The sequence below is a fragment of the Acidovorax sp. GW821-FHT10E03 genome, from assembly GCF_059415205.1.
This window is the reverse complement of sequence record NZ_JBWKMU010000004.1, coordinates 111,455-129,937: the sequence shown is the minus strand read 5'-3', so window position 1 is coordinate 129,937 and position 18,483 is coordinate 111,455. Positions and strand designations below refer to the sequence as shown.

General features: G+C 70.1%; 15 protein-coding genes. 7 read left to right on the top strand and 8 right to left on the bottom strand.

What is annotated here, in order from left to right; translation table 11 throughout:
* The first annotated feature begins 85 nt into the window (after positions 1–85).
* From AC07OD_RS08640 to AC07OD_RS08615, 6 genes are all read left to right on the top strand, one after another.
* Positions 86–1,255: a M20 family metallopeptidase gene (locus tag AC07OD_RS08640; RefSeq protein WP_494596155.1), complete on the top strand. Its 1,170-nt coding sequence runs from the start codon at positions 86–88 to the stop codon at positions 1,253–1,255.
* A gap of 31 nt (positions 1,256–1,286) precedes the next feature.
* Positions 1,287–2,285, top strand: coding sequence for a Bug family tripartite tricarboxylate transporter substrate binding protein (locus AC07OD_RS08635; RefSeq protein ID WP_218340465.1), 999 nt, complete (start codon positions 1,287–1,289; stop codon positions 2,283–2,285).
* Positions 2,286–2,394: 109 nt separating this feature from the next.
* Entirely contained in the window at positions 2,395–3,447 is a 1,053-nt protein-coding gene (pyrC, locus tag AC07OD_RS08630) for a dihydroorotase (protein ID WP_218340464.1), read from the top strand.
* The gene (locus AC07OD_RS08625) at positions 3,432–4,202 is read left to right on the top strand and encodes a DUF3025 domain-containing protein (RefSeq protein WP_494596152.1); all 771 of its coding nucleotides are present in this window, start codon (positions 3,432–3,434) and stop codon (positions 4,200–4,202) included. Before pyrC ends, AC07OD_RS08625 begins: the two co-directional genes overlap by 16 nt.
* Positions 4,203–4,401: 199 nt before the next feature.
* On the top strand, positions 4,402–5,280 hold the full coding sequence (gene htpX, locus AC07OD_RS08620) for a protease HtpX (RefSeq protein WP_218293259.1): 879 nt from the start codon (positions 4,402–4,404) through the stop codon (positions 5,278–5,280).
* Positions 5,281–5,486: 206 nt separating this feature from the next.
* Entirely contained in the window at positions 5,487–7,058 is a 1,572-nt protein-coding gene (locus tag AC07OD_RS08615; protein ID WP_494596149.1) for a methyl-accepting chemotaxis protein, read from the top strand.
* A 71-nt stretch (positions 7,059–7,129) separates the two neighbouring features.
* Here the strand turns inward: AC07OD_RS08615 and AC07OD_RS08610 are convergent, their stop codons facing one another.
* Entirely contained in the window at positions 7,130–8,209 is a 1,080-nt protein-coding gene (locus tag AC07OD_RS08610) for a GlxA family transcriptional regulator (RefSeq protein WP_494596372.1), read from the bottom strand.
* 126 nt (positions 8,210–8,335) lie between these two features.
* Between AC07OD_RS08610 and AC07OD_RS08605 the strand changes: the two genes are divergently transcribed.
* Complete coding sequence (locus AC07OD_RS08605; protein WP_494596147.1) at positions 8,336–9,679, top strand: amidohydrolase; 1,344 nt, start codon at positions 8,336–8,338, stop codon at positions 9,677–9,679.
* Positions 9,680–10,403: 724 nt separating this feature from the next.
* On the opposite strand, the gene AC07OD_RS08600 is transcribed toward AC07OD_RS08605, so the two are convergent.
* The 7 genes from AC07OD_RS08600 to rtcA all read right to left on the bottom strand — a co-directional run bounded on the left by AC07OD_RS08600 (position 10,404) and on the right by rtcA (position 18,468).
* Complete coding sequence (locus tag AC07OD_RS08600) at positions 10,404–10,955, bottom strand: VUT family protein (protein ID WP_218340460.1); 552 nt, start codon at positions 10,953–10,955, stop codon at positions 10,404–10,406.
* Between the two features lie 12 nt (positions 10,956–10,967).
* Positions 10,968–12,683, bottom strand: coding sequence for an NAD(P)/FAD-dependent oxidoreductase (locus AC07OD_RS08595; protein WP_494596145.1), 1,716 nt, complete (start codon positions 12,681–12,683; stop codon positions 10,968–10,970).
* Between the two features lie 170 nt (positions 12,684–12,853).
* A complete protein-coding gene (locus AC07OD_RS08590) occupies positions 12,854–13,900 on the bottom strand; it encodes a lysylphosphatidylglycerol synthase domain-containing protein (RefSeq protein ID WP_494596143.1) in 1,047 nt (348 codons plus the stop codon).
* 16 nt (positions 13,901–13,916) lie between these two features.
* Entirely contained in the window at positions 13,917–15,200 is a 1,284-nt protein-coding gene (gene clsB / locus AC07OD_RS08585) for a cardiolipin synthase ClsB (RefSeq protein ID WP_494596141.1), read from the bottom strand.
* Positions 15,197–15,961: an endonuclease/exonuclease/phosphatase family protein gene (locus tag AC07OD_RS08580; protein ID WP_369641407.1), complete on the bottom strand. Its 765-nt coding sequence runs from the start codon at positions 15,959–15,961 to the stop codon at positions 15,197–15,199. The genes clsB and AC07OD_RS08580 overlap by 4 nt, the downstream gene beginning before the upstream one ends.
* A 397-nt stretch (positions 15,962–16,358) precedes the next feature.
* Entirely contained in the window at positions 16,359–17,276 is a 918-nt protein-coding gene (gene cysK, locus AC07OD_RS08575) for a cysteine synthase A (RefSeq protein WP_369641408.1), read from the bottom strand.
* 142 nt (positions 17,277–17,418) lie between these two features.
* Positions 17,419–18,468, bottom strand: coding sequence for an RNA 3'-terminal phosphate cyclase (gene rtcA / locus AC07OD_RS08570; protein ID WP_494596138.1), 1,050 nt, complete (start codon positions 18,466–18,468; stop codon positions 17,419–17,421).
* Positions 18,469–18,483 lie beyond the last annotated feature (15 nt).

Here is an 18,483-nt window from a genome sequence, read left to right as displayed (position 1 = left end):
AAAATGTATTGCAAACAGAGGCAGCGCGTGCAACACTTCGGACCAATTTTCGCCCCGCGTTCAGGGGCAGGACCTAAGGACACAGATGCAGGATACCCTTGAAGCAAGCGGCTCCCAGGTGCGCCGGCGCATCCTGGACTGGCTCGCTGGCCAGTCGCAGGCCATGCAAGACCTGTTGCAGAAAGTTGTGAACATCGACAGCGGCAGCCGCGACGAGGCGGGGGTGACGGCCGTGGCCACCGCCCTGCGCGAGCGGCTAGAGGCCGCCAGCGTGGCCGTGCGGTTCGAGCCCGTACCGGGTTACGGCGTGCTGCTGCATGCCCACGTTCCTGGCGCCACCGACGGCCCGCCCATCGTGCTCATGGGCCACATGGACACCGTGTTCCCCGCGGGCACCGTGGCGCGGCGCCCCTTCCGCGTGGAGGATGGCCGTGCCTACGGCCCGGGCGTGGCTGACATGAAATCCGGCCTGGTGATGAACGTGTTCGTGGCCGAGGCCTTCGCGCGCTGCGGCGGGCTCCAGGGGCCGCTGCAGCTGTTCTTCTCGTGCGACGAGGAGATCGGCTCGCCCGCCACGCGCGAGCGCATCATGGCCCAGGCGCGCGGCGTCAAGGCGGTGCTCAATGCCGAGCCGGGACGCGTCAGCGGCAACCTGGTGACGAGCCGCAAGGGCTCGATGGTGGTGGAGTTCGAGGTGGAGGGCGTCGCCGCCCACGCCGGCATCAACCACGCGGCGGGCGCGAGCGCCATCGAGGCCCTGGCCCGCAAGACGCTGGCGCTGCACGCACTCACCGACCCCGCCACGGGCACCACCGCCAACGTGGGCGTGGTGCAGGGCGGCATCGTGCCCAACATGGTGGCGCCGCACGCCAAGGCCGCGGTGGACCTGCGCTTCACCTCGGACACCGACCCCGAGGAACTGCTCGCCAGGGTGCGCGCCATCGTGGAGGAGGAATCCGTGCCGCGCACCAAAGGCCGCATCACCGAATCGCGCCGCACGCTGCCCATGAAGCCCACGCCCGACGCGCTGCTGGCGCTGTACCAGCGCGGCGCCCAGTCGTTGGGCTTCGAGGTGCAGGGCGAATTCACCGGGGGCGCGGCCGACAGCGGCCTCACCGCCTCCGTGGGCGCGCCCACGCTGTGCGGCACCGGCCCCGTGGGCGGCCACCCGCACACCGAGCGCGAGTACTGCGAGCTGTCCACCTTCGTGCCGCGCGCCCAGGCCGTGGCGCTGGCCATCCTGGACCATCCCTGATCCCCCCCATTCCTTTTCGAGAGAAGACCCCATGCATTCCACACAACCCAACCGCCGCCATGTTCTTTCCGCCGGCCTGGGGCTGGGCCTTGCGGGCCTGGCGCCGGTAGCAGCCCAGGCGGACGAGAAATTCCCCTCGCGCCCCATCACCCTGGTGGTGCCGTTCCCGCCCGGCGGGTCGGTGGACATCATGGCCCGCCAGTATTCCGAGCCGCTCTCGCGCGTGCTGGGCGTGCCCATCATCGTGGAAAACCGCGCGGGCGCGGGCGGCTCGGTGGGCGCGTTGTACGTGGCGCGCGCCAAGCCCGACGGCTACACGCTGGTCGTGTCGTCGCAAAGCAGCCACCTGGCCAACCCGCTCACCCAGCCCAAGGTGGGCTACGACCCGGTCAAGGATTTCGAGAACATCGCCATCCTGGGCCGCCAGCCCAACGCGCTGGTGGTGCACAGCAGCCTGCCGTTCAAGACGTTCGCCGAGTTCGTGGCCTACGCCAAGAAGAACCCCGGCAAGCTCAACTACGGCAGCGGCGGCGTGGGCAGCATGGGCCAGCTCAACGTCGAGATGTTCAAGGCCGCCACCGGCGCCTTCACCACCCACATTCCCTACCGTGGCGGCACGCCGCTGATCACGGCCGTGCTGGCCAACGAAGTGCAGTTCATCCTCGACAACCTGGTGATCATGCTGCCGCACGTGCAGGCCGGCAAGGTGCGTGCCCTGGCCGTGGCGGCCGACCAGCGGCTGGCCCAGCTGCCCGATGTGCCCACCATGGCCGAGGTGGGCTATCCGGAGCTCAATCTCACCTCGTGGACAGGCCTGGCGGCCCCCGGCGGCACGCCCGATGCCATCGTGCAGACGCTGTACAAGGCCGTGCGCCAGGTCGCCACTTCGCCCGCGATGCTGGCCAACCTCAAGGAGCGCGGCGTGATCGCCCCCGAGGAGATGGCGCCCGCCGCCTTCGAGAAGATGATGTCCGAGCGCCTCGTGAAATTCGGCGAGGTGGTGCGCAAGGCGGGCATCACGGCCGAATGACGCCATGCTGGCCTGCTGTTCGTGATTGTTTTTCGCTGCTGGCCCTTGTTTTTCAAGCGCCGGCAGCTATCAAATTGATAGTTCCAAAGCCGATGGGACAATGCTGCCCATGACCGCCGCCCTCCACCCCCCCATCGACTCCCTCACCATCACCCGGCCCGACGACTGGCACCTGCATGTGCGCGACGGCGAGCCGCTTTCCACCGTGGTGCCGCACACGGCCGCGCAGTTCGGCCGCGCGATCATCATGCCCAACCTGCGCCCGCCCGTGACCACGGCCGAGCAGGCCCTGGCCTACAAGCAGCGCATCCTGGCCGCCGTGCCCGCCGGCGTGCAGTTCGAGCCGCTGATGACGCTGTACCTCACCGACAACCTGCCCGCCGACGAGATCGTGCGCGCCAAGGATGCGGGCGTGGTGGCCTGCAAGCTCTATCCCGCGGGCGCCACCACCAACAGCGACGCGGGCGTGACCGACATCCGCAAGACCTACAAGACGCTCGAGGCCATGCAGAAGGCCGGCATGCTGCTGCTGGTGCACGGGGAAGTCACGAGCAGCGACATCGACCTGTTCGACCGCGAGGCCGTCTTCATCGACCAGCAGCTCATCCCGCTGCGCCGCGACTTCCCCGAGCTCAAGATCGTCTTCGAGCACATCACCACCAAGGACGCGGCCGACTACGTGCAGGCGTCCGACCGCTTCACCGCGGCGACCATCACGGCGCACCACCTTCTGTACAACCGCAACGCGATCTTCGTCGGCGGCGTGCGCCCGCACTACTACTGCCTGCCCGTGCTCAAGCGCGAGACGCACCGCGTGGCCCTGGTGCAAGCGGCCACCAGCGGCTCGGCCAAGTTCTTCCTGGGCACCGACAGCGCGCCGCACCCCGCGCACCTCAAGGAGCACGCCACCGGCTGCGCAGGCTGCTACACCGCGCATGCCGCCATGGAGATGTACGCCGAGGCGTTCGACAACGCCGGTGCGCTCGACAAGCTCGAAGGCTTTGCCAGCTTCCACGGCCCCGACTTCTACAGCCTGCCGCGCAACACCGGCACCATCACCCTGCGCCGCGAATCCTGGACGCCGCCCGAGAGCTTCGTCTTCGGCGAGGCCAACCTCAAGCCCCTGCGCTCCGGTGAAGCGCTTCCGTGGCGGCTGGTGTAAGCCTCTTCTTCGACGCCATCGACTGGAGCGCTCCCTGGCTGGCGCCGTGGCGCGGCCTGGGCCAGCCCATCGCGCGGCAGGTGCAGGGCGGCGGCGCGGTGCACGAGGCATTGCAGTCCGCGGCGCCCGGCGCGGTGCCCATGCTGTTCGCGCCGCAGGCCGCGCTGCCCGAGGGCGTGGCCTACGAGCAGTACATCTGGGACACCCGCCGCGTGCCCACGCGCGACAACCTGCACGACTTCTTCAACGGCCTGGTGTGGCTGCATTTCCCGCTCACCAAGCGCCGCCTGAACGAACTGCAGGCCCAGGCCATCGCCGCCGACGGCGTGCAGGCGGTGCGCGGGCCGCTGCGCGATGCGCTCACGGTGTTCGATGAAAACGGCGCGCTGCTGCAGGCGCCCGACGCACTGTGGGATGCGCTCCGGGCGCGCGACTGGCAGCGCCTGTTCGTCGACCTGCGCCCGCTGTGGCGCGAAGCCCGGCTGGTGCTGTTCGGCCATGCGTTGCTGGAGAAGCTGGTGGCACCCCGAAAACCCATGGTGGCGCATGTCTATCCAGCGTCTGAAGCTATTGAATCCATAGCGAATTTGGATGCCTGGCTCGCGCGGCGGGTGCAATCTCCCACCTGGGACGCCAAGCCTTTCACCCCCCTGCCGGTACTGGGCGTGCCCGGCTGGTGGCGGGCGAATGAGGTGCCGGGCTTCTATGCCGACGCCCAGGTGTTCCGTCCGCCGCGCGCTGCACCCGCTCCCTAATTCCCGTCAAGGCTTGTGTGATAAGGCCGCGCCACAGGTTTGCACCTACCATAGCGCGATGAAATCGCGGCCATGGGCGGCGGGCGCGGGGGCTGCAGCGGCCCGCCACGCCCGAGGGCGTACCGCTTGAAGCGCGGTCCCCGGCCCCCATCTGGACCAGCGGACACTGTTGTTGTTGACCCCACGGAGAATTCATTCCATGAAGCGGATCCTGTTATTTGTGATGACCAACCTGGCCGTCGTTGTCGTGCTGGGGGTGGTGGCCAGCCTGCTGGGCGTGAACCGCTACCTCACGGCCAACGGGCTGAACCTGGGCGCGCTGCTGGGCTTCGCGCTCGTCATGGGCTTTGGCGGCGCGATCATCTCGCTGCTCATCAGCAAGCCCATGGCCAAGTGGACCTCGGGCGTGCGCGTGATCGACGGCTCCGGCTCGCCCGACGAGCGCTGGATCGTCGAGACCGTGCGCAAGTTCGCCACCGAAGCCAAGATCGGCATGCCCGAAGTCGGCATCTTCGAGGGCGACCCCAATGCGTTCGCCACGGGCGCGTTCAAGAACTCGGCCCTGGTGGCGGTGTCCACCGGCCTGCTGCAGGGCATGACGCGTGAAGAGGTCGAGGCCGTGATCGGCCACGAGGTGGCCCACATCGCCAACGGCGACATGGTCACCATGACGCTGATCCAGGGCGTGATGAACACCTTCGTCGTGTTCCTGTCGCGTGTCATCGGCTACGCCGTGGACAGCTTCCTTCGCAAGAACGACGAGAGCAGCTCGGGCCCCGGCATCGGCTACTACGTGACCACCATCGTGCTCGACATCCTGCTGGGCTTTGTGGCCGCCATGATCGTGGCCTGGTTCAGCCGCCAGCGCGAATTCCGCGCCGACGCGGGTGCCGCCCAGCTCATGGGCCGCCGCCAGCCCATGATCAACGCCCTGGCCCGCCTGGGTGGCATGCACCCGGCCGAGCTGCCCAAGAGCATGGCCGCCATGGGCATCGCCGGCGGCATCGGCAAGCTGTTCAGCACGCACCCGCCCATTGAAGAGCGCATTGCCGCGCTGCAGAACGCGCAGCAGCAGTAGCAGGGCTGATCCGGCTCGGGCCTCGGTCCCTGCAGGCCGCCGCGGGAGCCCCCGCGGCGGCCTTTTTGTTGGTGGGGTGGGCAGGCCGCCTCGTGGCAAGGCTCAAGGGCTTGTCACCTTGTGTCGATAAGGTGGTGGCGACCCAGGCCCGCATGCCGTGCGGCGCGCGGTTGCATCATTGACCTTCATTCCCACGAGAGCACTCCATGTCCATTTTCCACGCACGTGTTGCGGTCCGCCTGGCCCTGGCCTTTGGCGTTGTCTGCCTGGTCATGTCGCTGTCGGCCGCCGTCGGCATCTGGCGGCTGGCGGGGCTGCAGGACATCGCCGACGACCTGGGCGGCGCCTCGTCCGAGCGCGCACTGCTGGCGCGCGAGCTGCACGCCATCGTGGTGCTCAGCTCCGTGCGGGCCGAAACCCTGCTGGAAATCGACAACCCCGCCTACGCGGCGCGCATCGATGCCGACCGCAAGGTCACCTCTGCCCGGTCCGCCGACGTGCGCAAGCGGCTGGACGAACTGGCGGCGGACCCGGAGTCCCAGGCCCTGTTCGATGCCATCGACAAGGCAGGCAATGGTTTTCGCACCGTGCGCGACGACCTCGTCAAGCGCCGCAAGGACGGCGAGGCCCTGCCGCCCGACGCCATCGCCACGCGCCTGCGCCCGGCGGCTGATGCCTATGCGGCGGCCGTGAACCAGCTGGCCGATTTCCAGCGCCAGCGCGTGGCCGAGGCCCGCGATGCCGCCGCCCGCAGCGAACGGCAGGGCATCACCCTGCTGGCGGCGGGGTCCGTGGTGGGGCTGCTGCTGAGCCTGGCCTGTGCCTGGCTGCTGTCGCGCTCCATCCTGCGGCCGCTGGCCCGTGCGTCCGAAGTCACCGACCGCATCGCCGAAGGTGACCTGACCTCGGCCGTGCCGGCCCCGGGCGCGGGCAACCGCGACGAGCTGCAGGCGCTGCTCGCGCGCCTGGGCGGCATGCAGGCACGCCTGGCCGCTCTGGTGGTGGGCATGCGCCAGGCCAGCACTTCCGTGGCCGGGGCCAGCAGCGAGATCGCGGCGGGCAACAGCGACCTGTCGGCCCGCACCGAGCACACGGCCTCCAACCTCGAAGAAATCGCCGCGAGCATGGAGGAGCTGCTGGCCACCGTGCGCCACAGCGCCGACGCCGCCGCGCAGGCCAGCAGCCTGGCCACGGGCGCCAGCGGCGTGGCGCAGCGCGGGCGCGAGGCCGTGGACCGCGTGGTGGGCACCATGGATGGCATCGCGCTGTCGTCCCGCCGCATCGCCGACATCACCAGCGTGATCGACGGCATCGCGTTCCAGACCAACATCCTCGCGCTCAACGCCGCCGTGGAAGCGGCCCGGGCCGGAGAGCAGGGCCGGGGCTTCGCGGTGGTGGCCGGCGAGGTGCGCAGCCTGGCCCAGCGGTCGGCCACGGCGGCCAAGGAGATCGGCGGCCTGATCAGCGACAGCGTGCGCCAGGTGGACGAGGGCGCCAAGCTCGTGCACGCGGCGGGCAGCACCATGGGCGAGATCGTGAGCTCCGTGCAGCAGGTGGCCACCATCATTGGCGAGATCAGCACCGCCGCGCGCGAGCAGACCACGGGCCTGAGCCAGGTGGGCGAGGCGGTCTCGCAGCTCGACCAGATGACGCAGCAGAACGCCGCGCTGGTGGAAGAGTCCTCCGCCGCCGCGCAGGGTCTGCGCGCGCAGGCGCAGCAGTTGGCCGAACTGGTGGAGGCGTTCCGCCTGCCGGCTGGCAACGCGCTGCCGCGCTAGACAAGGGCGTCTTCCCTGGAGTGAAGCGCGGCGTCCAAGGCTGGCGCGGCCAAGCCGGCGCCACAGGGCGGTCACGATATTTCCACCCGCCAGCGCCTGCGCGGCGCGCGCAGCGCATGGCGCTTGCGGTACTCCGCCGGCGCCATGCCGGTGTAGCGCGCGAAGATGCGCCTGAAAGCCGCCGGGTCGGCGTAGCCGCAGGCCACGGCGACGCTGGGCACGCTCTCCAGCGTCACTTCCAGCATGACCTTGGCGCGGCGGCAGCGCAGGCCGTGCAGGTAGTCGAGCGGCGACTGCGACAGCTCCTGCTGGAAGTGCCGCAGCAGCGTGCGCGTGCTCACCGATGCTGCCTCGGCCAGCCGGGCCAGGGAGTACGGCTGGTCCAGGTGGGCCTCCATCCAGGCGATGGCGCGCGCCAGGGTGCTGTCGCGCGTGGCCGGGATGTGCTGCTGCGCGTTGGCCTGAAGGGCCGCGCGCGCACGCTGGTGGTCCGGCGCCATCACGGTCTCGCAGGCGGCGGCCAGTTCCTCCCCCAGCGCGTGGCGCACCAGGGCGATCGCCAGCAGGTTCACGCTGTGCGGCAGCGCGCAGCTGAGCCAGGGGCCGTCGTCCGACAGGTCCCGGCCCAGGCTGTGGCCGATGCCCGGGAAGTCCCGTTCGAAGCCCGCGATGTAGAACCAGGGCAGGCTGGCCTGGCGCCCGTTCAGGCGGCCGCTTTGCGCCGCCAGCCAGGCGCCATTGCCCACCGTGAGCAGTTTCTGCCCGGCATCGATCGCGATGCCCAGCTGCCGCGACAGCGCGCGGTGGCGGGCCGCCACCGCGCGGATGGCCGGAATGTCCGCGGCATGGAACGAGGGGATGAACAACGCGTGGGCCGGGGCGGAGGGCGCCGCCGTGTCCCCGGCCGGCGTGTAGGCCGCCAGCGGCCCTGGCAGGGAAGCGAGGGGTAGCCCCCCGGCATCGAGCAGCCGCCAGGCCATGCGCGGCGCCTGCGCGCCCATGCGCAGGCCCGCCAGCAGGTTGGCGCCGCGCAGCAGGTCGATGAGCTGCAGCGCATTGCCCACGGCGGACTCGGGCAGCAGCGGAATGTCCACGCGAAAGACCGGCGGCCTGGCGGGACTCGGGGGCAAGGACGAAGGTGACTGCGGCATGGCGGTATTGGCTCGTTGGATGGCCATTTTCGCTTGTCATGAAGAGGGTGCCGGCTTTTAGCATGAACGTGCTTTTTGCTCCCTGCTCCAGCCTTGCAAGCTGTCACCCACCCTATGGATCTGCCCATGCACAAACCCCTTTCCGCCATCGCGCTTGCCGCCGGCCTCGCCGCCAGCGGGCTGATCGCCGCCTCTTCGGCCCACGCCCAGGCGCTCGATGCCGCCGGCCTGCAGGCCATCGACACCGCCGTGAACAAGGTGGCGCCCAAGATGGTCAATTGGCGCCGCGACATCCATGCCCACCCCGAGCTCTCGGGCCAGGAGGTGCGCACCGCCAAGCTCGTGGCCGAGCACCTGAAGAAACTGGGCATGGAGGTGCAGACCAACGTGGGCGGCACCGGCGTGGTGGGCACGCTGCGCGGCGGCCTGCCGGGCAAGGTGGTGGCCCTGCGCGCCGACATGGACGCATTGCCCGTGCCCGAGAACACCGGCCTGCCCTTTGCCTCGAAGGTGAAGGCCAACTACCTGGGCAAGGAAGTGCCGGTGATGCACGCCTGCGGCCACGATGCCCACGTGGCCATGCTCATGGGCGCGGCCGAGGCGCTGGCTGGCATGAAGGCCCAGCTGCCCGGCACCATCAAGTTCATCTTCCAGCCCGCCGAGGAAGGCGCGCCCGTGGAGGCCGACGCCAACGGCAAGGTGCCCAGCTTCGGGGCCAAGGCCATGGTGGAAGAGGGCGCCTTGAAGGATGTGCAGGCCATCTACGGCCTGCACATCACGGCCAACCTGCCGTCCGGCGTGGTGGGCTACCGCAGCGGCCCGCTCATGGCCGGATCGGACAACATCAGCATCCAGGTGGAAGGGCGTGGCGGCCATGGCTCGTCGCCCTGGAACGCGGTGGACCCGGTGGTGGCGGCCAGCCAGGTGGTGCTGGGCCTGCAGACCGTGGTGAGCCGCCAGCTCAACATCAGCCAGGAGCCTGCGGTGGTCACCATCGGCTCCATCCATGGCGGCACGCGCTACAACATCATTCCGGACAACGTGGAGCTGCTGGGCACCCTGCGTACCTTCGACGAGGGCATGCGCCAGGAGGCCTTGAAGCGCATCACCACCACCGCCGAGCAGATCGCGGCGTCGAGCGGCGCCAAGGCCAAGGTGCGCTTCGGACCCGTGGCCTACCCGGTGACCACCAACCCGGCCGAGCTGACGGCCGCCTCGCTGCCCGCGCTCAAGCTGGCCACGGGGGGCAAGGCGATGATCATCCCCAAGGTGAGCGGTTCGGAAGACTTCTCGGAGTTCCAGAAGGTCGCGCCCGGCTTCTTCTACTTCCTGGGCGCGCCGCCCAAGGGCGCGGACTTCAACAAGGCACCATCCAACCACTCGCCGCTGTTCGACATCGATGAAGACCAGCTGCCGGTGGGCGCGCGCACGCTGGCGGCGCTGGCGGTGGATTTCTTGCAGCGCAAGTAAGGCGTGGGCCTTGGCGCTGGGTGTGGTGCCGACGGGGTCGCATGGGGTTGGGGCTCTTCAGGTTGCGCGGGCTGAGCTTGTCGAAACCTGGGTTGGCTCTTTGGCTGATGGATGCGACATGCCTGTGTTGAGGGCGGGAGCCGGGGTGCGCGCCCGGCGGCGCGGTAACGTTCTCTTGGTTCGCCAAGAGAAAGTCACCAAAGAGAAGGAGACCCCCAGTCTGCGACCCCTTCGCGGTGCGAAGGGGCAAACCTGCGGCGGGGGTGGACAGCCCAACATCCGAACAACCATACGGGCCATTGCTGCGCTCGGCCGCGCGGTCGCGGCGCGAAGCGCCTGCGCGTTCGGGGGCCGAGCGCAGCGATGGCCCGTGTGGATGTTGGCTCCCCCAGCCCTTCAGGATGCGCCGAGGAGCGCAGTGCGGGGGGCGGGCGTGTGCCGAAGGACACACGCCTTCGTTGACTGACTCGCTGCGGTTGTCTGAGCGGAGCGCGAAGCGCGCAGCGAGTTCCGCAGCGCGCCCCCCGCACGAGCACCGCAGGTTGCCCCACTCGCCCAGCGGGCGAGTGGGGACGCAGGCTGTAGGGTCGCCCTTTCTTTGGTGACTTTCTTTCGGCGAAGCGAAAGAAAGTTACTCGCACGCCGGGCGACTCCCGGCCTCCGCCCTTCAACCAGGCATGCTGCCCATCAGCGAGCCTGCGAGCGCACCCAGGGTCCGACAAGCTCAACCCGACCGGGTGTGGAGCGCGGCGCCCCGGCCCACCAGCAGCCGAAACGGCAGCAGCAGCGCCACGCCCAGCACCAGCTTCACCCCCAGGTCCCCCAGCGCCCACGTCACCCAAGGGTCGCTGCTACCGGCAAAGGCGATGCTCCAGAACACCGCCGTGTCCAGCACCGCAGCCATCAGCGTGGCCACCAGCGGCGCGCGCCACCAGGTGCCGTGGCGCAGCCGGTCGAACACGGCGATGTCCAGCCATTGCGACAGCAAAAACGCCGTGCCGGACGCGATGGCAATGCGCGCAGGTGCCAGCACCAGCGACGCGGCCACCGCCACGGCAAAGCCCACCCAGGCCACGCGGCGAGCCTGCTGCGGGCCGTGGGCGCGGTTGACCAGCTCACTCACCAGGAAGGCGACCGGGTAGGTGATCGCGCCCCAGGTGAGCCAGTCGTTGATCGGGAACTGCACCAAGATGTTGGAGGCCAGCACCACGGCGGCCATGGCCAGGGCAGCGGCAGCGAACTGCGCGCGGGTCGGGAGCGTCAGCGCAGCAGGCATGCCACCACCAGGTCAGGCACGGCCCAGCAGAGCATGCGCAACCGCCTCGCCCACCTTGATCCCGTCCACCCCCGCGGACAGGATGCCGCCCGCATAGCTGGCGCCTTCGCCCGCCGGGTACAGGCCGGCGGTGTTCAGGCTCTGCAGGTTTTCATTGCGCCCGATCTTGAGCGGCGACGACGTGCGGGTCTCCACGCCGGTCAGCACCGCGTCGTGCATGTCGAAGCCCTTGATCTTGCGGCCGAACACGGGCAGCGCCTCGCGCAGGGCCGCGATGGCGTAGCCGGGCAGGGCGGCGTGCAGGTCGCCCAGGGCCACGCCGGGCTTGTACGAAGGCTCCACATCGCCCAGGTGCTTCGATGGAGTGCCCTGGATGAAGTCGCCCACCAGCTGCCCCGGCGCGCTGAAGTCGCGCCCGCCGAGCACGAAGGCGTTGGATTCGAGCTGGCGTTGCAGCACGATGCCCGCCAGCGGGTGGAACTGGCCCTGCGGCAGCGCTTCGATGCCGTGGGTGTGGCCCAGGTGGGTGTCGAACGCGTCGGCATCGGTGGGGTAGTCGCTCGGGTCGATCCCCACCACCATGCCCGCGTTGGCGTTGCGCTCGTTGCGGGAGTACTGGCTCATGCCGTTGGTGACCACGCGGTTCGGCTCGCTGGTGGCGGCCACCACGGTGCCGCCGGGGCACATGCAGAAGCTGTACACCGCCCGGCCGTTCTGCGCATGGTGCACCAGCTTGTAGTCGGCCGCGCCCAAGAGCGGGTGGCCGGCGTGGCGGCCCCAGCGCGCGCGGTCGATGATGCCCTGCGGGTGCTCGATGCGAAAGCCGATGGAAAACGGCTTGGCCTCCATGGCGACGCCGCGGTCGTACAGCATGGCAAAGGTGTCGCGCGAGCTGTGGCCCAGGGCCATCACCACATGGTCGGCGCGCAGGTCGGTGGTCTCGCCCGTGGCCTGGTTCAGCACCTTCAGGCCGCGCAGGTGGCGGTTCTCCCCGGTGCCTTCGACGACCACGTCCGTCACGCGCTGCTCGAAGCGGATCTCGCCGCCCAGCGCGATGATCTGCTCGCGCAGGTTCTCCACCACCTTCACCAGCTTGAAGGTGCCGATGTGCGGGTGGGCCACGTACAGGATTTCCTCGGGCGCGCCGGCCTTCACGAACTCGTTCATCACCTTGCGGCCCAGGTGGCGCGGGTCCTTGATCTGGCTGTAGAGCTTGCCGTCGCTGAAGGTGCCTGCGCCGCCCTCGCCGAACTGCACGTTGCTTTCGGCATGCAGCTCGCGCTTGCGCCACAGGCCCCAGGTGTCCTTGGTGCGCTCGCGCACGGGCTTGCCGCGCTCGAGCACGATGGGCCGGAAGCCCATCTGCGCCAGCACCAGCGCCGCGAAGATGCCGCAGGGGCCAAAGCCCACCACCACGGGGCGCAGGGGCAGCTCGGCCGGGGCCTGGCCCACGGGCTGCCAGGCCATGTCGGGTGTGGGCTGGATGTGCGGATTGCCCGCGAACTGCGCGAGCAGCGCGGCCTCGCGCTCTGGCTGGGCGAGGGTGATGTCGATGATGTACACCGCCAGCAGTTCCACCTTGCGCGCGTCGAAGCTGCGCTTGAAGACGTGCAGGTGGGTGATGTCGGCCGGGGCCAGGCCCAGCAGCCTGGCGGCGGCGGCGCGCAGCAGCGCGTCGGGGTCTTCGGCCGCCGTGAAGGGCAGCCGGATTTCGGAGAGGCGGATCATGGTCTTGCGGGCCCGTGTCGATCGGGCGGGGTGCAAAGTCGTGGGGCCGTGATTTTACCGGGCCGCTCGCGCGCGGCCCCGTGCCTGCCGTGGGCGCCCTTGGCCTGGGGTAGGCGATTATTCAAAAATGATAGCTGCTACCGCTTGATGGATAGGCGCTGCAACCGTTTTTATGCGGATCTTCCGTCGCCGGTGGCCTCGCCCCTGCGCCAGCGCAGCTCGGCCACGCCAAAGCCCAGCGCGGCCAGCAGCAGGGGCAGGAAGTAGTACAGCGCCCGGTACGCCAGCAGGGCCGCCAGCACCTTGTCCTGGCCCAGCGCGCCGTGGGCCAGCAGCGCGACGCCCACGGCCTCCAGCACGCCCAGGCCCGCGGGCACCCGCAGGACCAGCCCGGCCACCGCTCCCAGCTGCACGGTGGCGAGCGCGGCGGGGTAGCTCACCGCGCCCTGCAGCACGGCCCACAGCGCCGCGCCCATGAGCATCCAGTTCGTGGCCGACGCCGCCACCTGCCACAAGGCCACGGGCCACCGGGGCAGCGGAAAGGCGTGGCCGCGCAGCGTGAGGGCCCGTCCGCCGCGCGCGGCGCACAGCGCCACGTAGGCCACGGGCAGGCAGCCCAGCACCGCGCCGCCCAGCCGCCATTGCCATGGCGTGGCGGCCCAGCCGGCCAGCAACGGGGGCTGCCACAGCCAGGGGAGGACCGCCGCGAGCAGCAGGTAGCCCACCCAGTTGGTCAGCACGCTGGTGCCCACCACCTGCCCGATGGTGCCCGCGTCCACCCCGCGCCGCGCGTACAGCCGGTAGCGCACGCCCACGCCGCCGATCAGCGAGCCCAGGTTGAGCGTGAAGGGATAGCTGGTCATCGCGATGCCCAGCGTCGCGCGGCGCGTGAGCCGGTGGCCGCTGCAGTGGCGGCCCACCCAGTCGAAGCTGCCGTAGGTGAAATGGCTGGCCAGGGCCAGCGCTCCCGCCACGGCGAGCGCGCTGGCGGGCAGCGCCTGCAGGGCGCGCAACACGGCGGGCCAGTCCACCAGGCGCGCCTGCCGGAAGATGAGCCAGGCCACCCCCCCGAAGAACGCCGCCGCGAGGCCGCGCGTGAGCCACGGCCACCAGGGGCGCTGGGTGAGGCCGCGCCAGCCGGAAGGGGCGCCGGGGGCCTGCCTGCCCGCGGCCAGGGGCGGCAGGGCCGGGTGGCGCGGGGTGGTGGTGGCTGCCATGGGATGCCGGGGCCGCCTAGGCGGCCACGCCCGCGCTGCTGTTGTTGTTGGTGCCGTTGCCGGCGGCATCGCCCGCGGGCTGCGCGGGGGGCGGCGCCTTGCGGACCATGGTGATGGTGGGCTCGTGGCGGGGCAGCCAGCCGGCCCAGGTGGGAAACCACCGCATCAGGTGGAAGACCACGTAGCTGCGCAGCAGGCGCAGGCCGTCCAGCCGCCCCGGCGGCGGGGCCTCGATCTGCCGGCAGTTGTTCTCCATCAGCCGCGCCAGGCGGCGATGGAGCTGGGCGTTGAAGCCGCGGTCCTGGATGATCACGTTGGCCTCGAGGTTGAGCGACAGGCTCAGCGGGTCGAGGTTGCTGGAGCCGACGGTGGACCATTCGTCGTCCACCAGCGCCACCTTGCCGTGCAGGGGCCGCTCGCAGTATTCATACACCTGCACGCCCGCGCGCAGCAGGTGGTCATAGAGCATGCTGGCCGCCGTGCGCACGATGGCCATGTCGGGCTGGCCCTGCAGGATGAGCCGCACGTCGACCCCGCGTTTGGCGGCGCGCCGCATCTCGCGGATGAAGCGGTAGCCCGGGAAGAAATACGCATTGGCGATCACCACGCGATGGCGTGCCGACCGCAGGGCCACGCGGTAGTGGCGTTCGATGTCGCTGCGGTGGTCGTGGTTGTCGCGGGTCACGAAAATGGCATGGGCGGTGCCCGCGTGGGGCCGCCCCGTGGCGGCCGCGCCGCCCGGGCGCCGGCGCTGCGCGCCCTCCTGCACGGCCTCGCGAAGGAAATGGTGCATCTGCGCCACGATGGGGCCGCGCACCTGCACGGCGTAGTCCTGCTTGGCCTCGGGGCCGAAATCCGCCACGTGGTCGGCCGAGTAGTTGATGCCGCCGATGAACCCCAGCTCGCCGTCCACCACCACCATCTTGCGGTGCATGCGGCGCAGCATGTTCAGGCGCTGGCCCATGAAGCGGCGGCCCGGGTCGAAGATGCGAAAGCGCACGCCCGCCTCGACCAGGCTGCCCACGAAGCCGTCGGACAGGTCGGGTGAGCCGAACCCGTCCACCAGCACATGCACTTCCACGCCGCGCCGGGCTGCCGCGAGCAGGGCGGCGTGCAATTCCTGGCCGATCTTGTCCTCGAACAGGATGAAGGTCTCCAGCAGCACTTCGCGCCGTGCCTTTTCAATCGCGCCGAACACCCGGGGGAAAAACTCCTCGCCGTTTTCCAGCAGATCGAAGTGGTTGCCCGGCACCCAGCGGGATGAGCGTGGTGCGCGAAACGAGCGGGAAGATAGGCTCATAGCAGGATCTCCGCCGCCAGGGGTGCGTGGTCCGAAAGCTTGTCCCAGGGCTTGCGCGGCAGCGACAGGGGCGCATGCACGGCCGCGTTGCGCACGTAGATGCGGTCCAGCGCGAGCAGCGGCATGGACGCGGGGAAGGTGCGCACCGCCCGGCCGAAGGCCTGCACGAACACCTCCTGCAGGCCCGCGCCCCGCTGCAGGATGTCGTGCGCGCGGTGGCGCCAGTCATTGAAGTCGCCGGCCAGCACCACGGGCTCGCCGGGCGGGAAGGTCTTGAGCAGCTCGCACACCCGCTGCAGCTGGCGCTGGCGGTGGGCCTCCTGCAGCCCCAGGTGCACGCACACGGCATGCACGGGCAGGTGGTGGCCGGGCGGCTGCAGCACACAGTGCAGCATGCCGCGCCGCTCGGGCCCGCTGATCGAGATGTCATGGTTCTCGTAGTGCGTGATGGGGAACTTGGACAGCAGGGCGTTGCCGTGGTCGCCGTTGTCATACACGGCATTGCGCCCGTAGGCGTACTGCGACCAGATGGTGTCGGCCAGGAACTCGTAGTGCGGCACCTGCGGAAAGTTGGCGAGCCGGCTGGCATGGCGGTGGTGCGTGCCCTGCACCTCCTGCAGAAAGACCAGGTCCGCCGCCACGCTGCGCACCGCCTCGCGCAGCTCGTGCAGCATGAAGCGCCGGTTGAAGGTGGTGAAGCCCTTGTGCACGTTCACGGTGAGCACCTTGAACGCGATGGGTTGTGAGGGGAGGGTGTCCATGGGCAAACAATCGTTGTGGGGCCCTCCGGCGCGGGGCGCCGCCAGGGGCGGGCCGAAGGGTGAAACGATTGTTGGGGCCGCAGTGCGCCGCCGCTGTAGGACGGCTGGCCGTGGGTGTGTGCTGCGCTGGCCGAAAAAGGCTTTCGGCCCTGAACCCGTGCCTTGGCTACGTGCTGGGTTCAGGGCTGGCACCAGGGGCCGGCCGCCCCGCAGCACCTTGGAAACTGGCGCGCCCCAGGCCAGCGCACCCGTGGAACTGGCTCTGCCAGGCCACCGGGTGCGTCCCCCTGGGGGCTGAGACGCCGCGGCTCCAAGCCTGCCTGCGCAGGCTTGGACGGCATCGAAGAGACACCGCCTCTGGCGGTGGCACCAAGCGGTTGCGCCTCAGGGGGGCAACTTATGCAGGCAGGAACCCCTCCACCGACAGATAACGCTCGCCCGTGTCGTAGTTGAAGCCCAGCACCTTGGCGCCCGCAGGCAGCTCGGGCAGCTTCTGCGCAATGGCGGCGAGCGTGGCGCCCGACGAAATGCCCACCAGGATGCCTTCTTCACGCGCGCAGCGGCGTGCGTATTCGCGGGCGGGTTCGGCATCGACCTGGATCACGCCGTCGAGCAGGCTGGTGTCGAGGTTCTTGGGGATGAAACCCGCGCCAATGCCCTGGATGGGGTGGGGCGCCGGCGCGCCGCCCGAGATCACCGGCGATGCCGTGGGCTCCACCGCGAACACCTTGAGGTTCGCAAACCTGGCCTTGAGCACCCGCGCCACGCCCGTGATGTGGCCGCCCGTGCCCACGCCCGTGATCAGCACGTCGATGCCGTCGGGGAAGTCCGCCAGGATCTCCTGCGCGGTGGTGCGCACATGCACGTCGATGTTGGCGGGGTTCTCGAACTGCTGGGGAATCCACGAGCCCGGCGTCTGCGCCTGCAGCTCCTGTGCGCGGGCGATCGCGCCCTTCATGCCCTTTTCGCGCGGGGTCAGGTCGAACTGCGCGCCGTAGGCCAGCATCAGGCGGCGGCGCTCGATGCTCATGCTGTCGGGCATCACCAGGATGAGCTTGTAGCCCTTGACGGCCGCCACCAGCGCCAGGCCGATGCCGGTATTGCCCGAGGTGGGCTCGATGATGGTGCCGCCGGGCTGCAGGGCGCCGGACTTCTCGGCGTCTTCCACCATCGACAGCGCGATGCGGTCCTTGATGGAGCCGCCGGGGTTGCTGCGCTCGGACTTCACCCACACGTTGGCCGCCGGGCCAAACAGGCGGTTGATGCGTACGTGGGGCGTGTGGCCGATGGTTTGCAGAATGTTGTCAACTTTCATGGCGTCTCCTGTGAGGTGCAAAGAGGGGTGTGACGCGCATTCTGAACCACTTGTTCTGCTGTCTGGGTGATATGGATATGCCGGGCCCTGTGGTTTGCGGGCGGCCGGCAGGGGTTGTCCCCGGCCCCGGCCGCGCGGCGGGCTACGCCGGTGTGATCTCGACCCGCATGGCCCCGTCCACCGGCGTGGTCTGCACCCGCACCGGCAGGCCCAGCGCGATGGTCTGCGCATTGGTGGCCGTGTGCTGCGTCACCTCGGTGCAGGTGTAGCGCGCGGCTTGCCCGCTGCGCCACACCGCCAGGGCCAGCGGCAGCATCCACTGGTCCGCCAGGTGCGGGCCCAGGGCGCCCGCGCTGCGCTGGTAGGCGCGCACCTCGTCCACCAGCCGCTTGGCGACCTGCTCGGCCGACAGGCTGCGCGCGCCCAGCTGGCAGAACACCTCGGTGACGTGCTCGTACTCCAGCGTGGCGATCAGCGCATTGCCCGGCCCCTCGTTCTGGCGCGTGGGCGGCTGGCGCAACTGGCCTGCTTCAAAGGTCCAGCCCATCCGCTGGCCCAGGGTCTCCAGCTCCCGGTAGGGAATGTTGCGGGCCAGGCCGGGCGCCAGCGCATCGGCCCACCCGGTCTTCAGCGTGCCGCGCTCCAGCACGTCCACCGGGGCCAGGGTCTGGACTGGGGGCGTGATGTGCGCCAGCACCTCGCCGCCCCCGGCGGGGTAGAAGCCCCGCCGCTGCAGCTGCAGATCCAGCCCCACCCCCAGCCGCCGCACCAGCGGCGCAAACGCCCGTTCCAGAAAGTCAAACGGCGGCGCCATCGGGTTGTGCGTGCCGCCCGACAGCTGCACACGGCTCTCGCCGTCGGCCAGCATCAGCGCGGGCAAGACCGTTTGCAGCACCAGCAGGCAGCTGCCCGCCGTGGCGATCTGAAAGCGGTAGTCGCCCGCACGCACCGCGTCGGGTGTGAACCGCAGCGTCTGGGAGCCCAGCTCCGCCCCCTCGGCCTGCCCGCCGCACACGGCTGTGGCCGCCTGCACGCAGGCCAGGTGCTGTCGCATCAGTCCCGGCTTGGGCCGCCCGGCGCGGATGCGCGTGATGTGCAGCGGCCGGCCGGTGGCCATGGAAAGGGCCAGGCCGGTGCGCAGGATCTGGCCGCCGCCTTCGCCGGTGGAGCCGTCGAGGGTGAGTGAGTGCATCTTCGTGAGATAGTT

Excerpts from the sequence above, each read along its gene's own strand:
- AC07OD_RS08640 (WP_494596155.1), top strand. The coding sequence starts at position 86 with ATGCAGGATACCCTTGAAGCAAGCGGCTCCCAGGTGCGCCGGCGCATC.
- AC07OD_RS08635 (WP_218340465.1), top strand. The coding sequence starts at position 1,287 with ATGCATTCCACACAACCCAACCGCCGCCATGTTCTTTCCGCCGGCCTG.
- pyrC (WP_218340464.1), top strand. The coding sequence starts at position 2,395 with ATGACCGCCGCCCTCCACCCCCCCATCGACTCCCTCACCATCACCCGG.
- htpX (WP_218293259.1), top strand. The coding sequence starts at position 4,402 with ATGAAGCGGATCCTGTTATTTGTGATGACCAACCTGGCCGTCGTTGTC.
- AC07OD_RS08615 (WP_494596149.1), top strand. The coding sequence starts at position 5,487 with ATGTCCATTTTCCACGCACGTGTTGCGGTCCGCCTGGCCCTGGCCTTT.
- AC07OD_RS08610 (WP_494596372.1), bottom strand. The coding sequence starts at position 8,209 with ATGCCGCAGTCACCTTCGTCCTTGCCCCCGAGTCCCGCCAGGCCGCCG.
- AC07OD_RS08605 (WP_494596147.1), top strand. The coding sequence starts at position 8,336 with ATGCACAAACCCCTTTCCGCCATCGCGCTTGCCGCCGGCCTCGCCGCC.
- AC07OD_RS08600 (WP_218340460.1), bottom strand. The coding sequence starts at position 10,955 with ATGCCTGCTGCGCTGACGCTCCCGACCCGCGCGCAGTTCGCTGCCGCT.
- AC07OD_RS08595 (WP_494596145.1), bottom strand. The coding sequence starts at position 12,683 with ATGATCCGCCTCTCCGAAATCCGGCTGCCCTTCACGGCGGCCGAAGAC.
- AC07OD_RS08590 (WP_494596143.1), bottom strand. The coding sequence starts at position 13,900 with ATGGCAGCCACCACCACCCCGCGCCACCCGGCCCTGCCGCCCCTGGCC.
- clsB (WP_494596141.1), bottom strand. The coding sequence starts at position 15,200 with ATGAGCCTATCTTCCCGCTCGTTTCGCGCACCACGCTCATCCCGCTGG.
- AC07OD_RS08580 (WP_369641407.1), bottom strand. The coding sequence starts at position 15,961 with ATGGACACCCTCCCCTCACAACCCATCGCGTTCAAGGTGCTCACCGTG.
- cysK (WP_369641408.1), bottom strand. The coding sequence starts at position 17,276 with ATGAAAGTTGACAACATTCTGCAAACCATCGGCCACACGCCCCACGTA.
- rtcA (WP_494596138.1), bottom strand. The coding sequence starts at position 18,468 with ATGCACTCACTCACCCTCGACGGCTCCACCGGCGAAGGCGGCGGCCAG.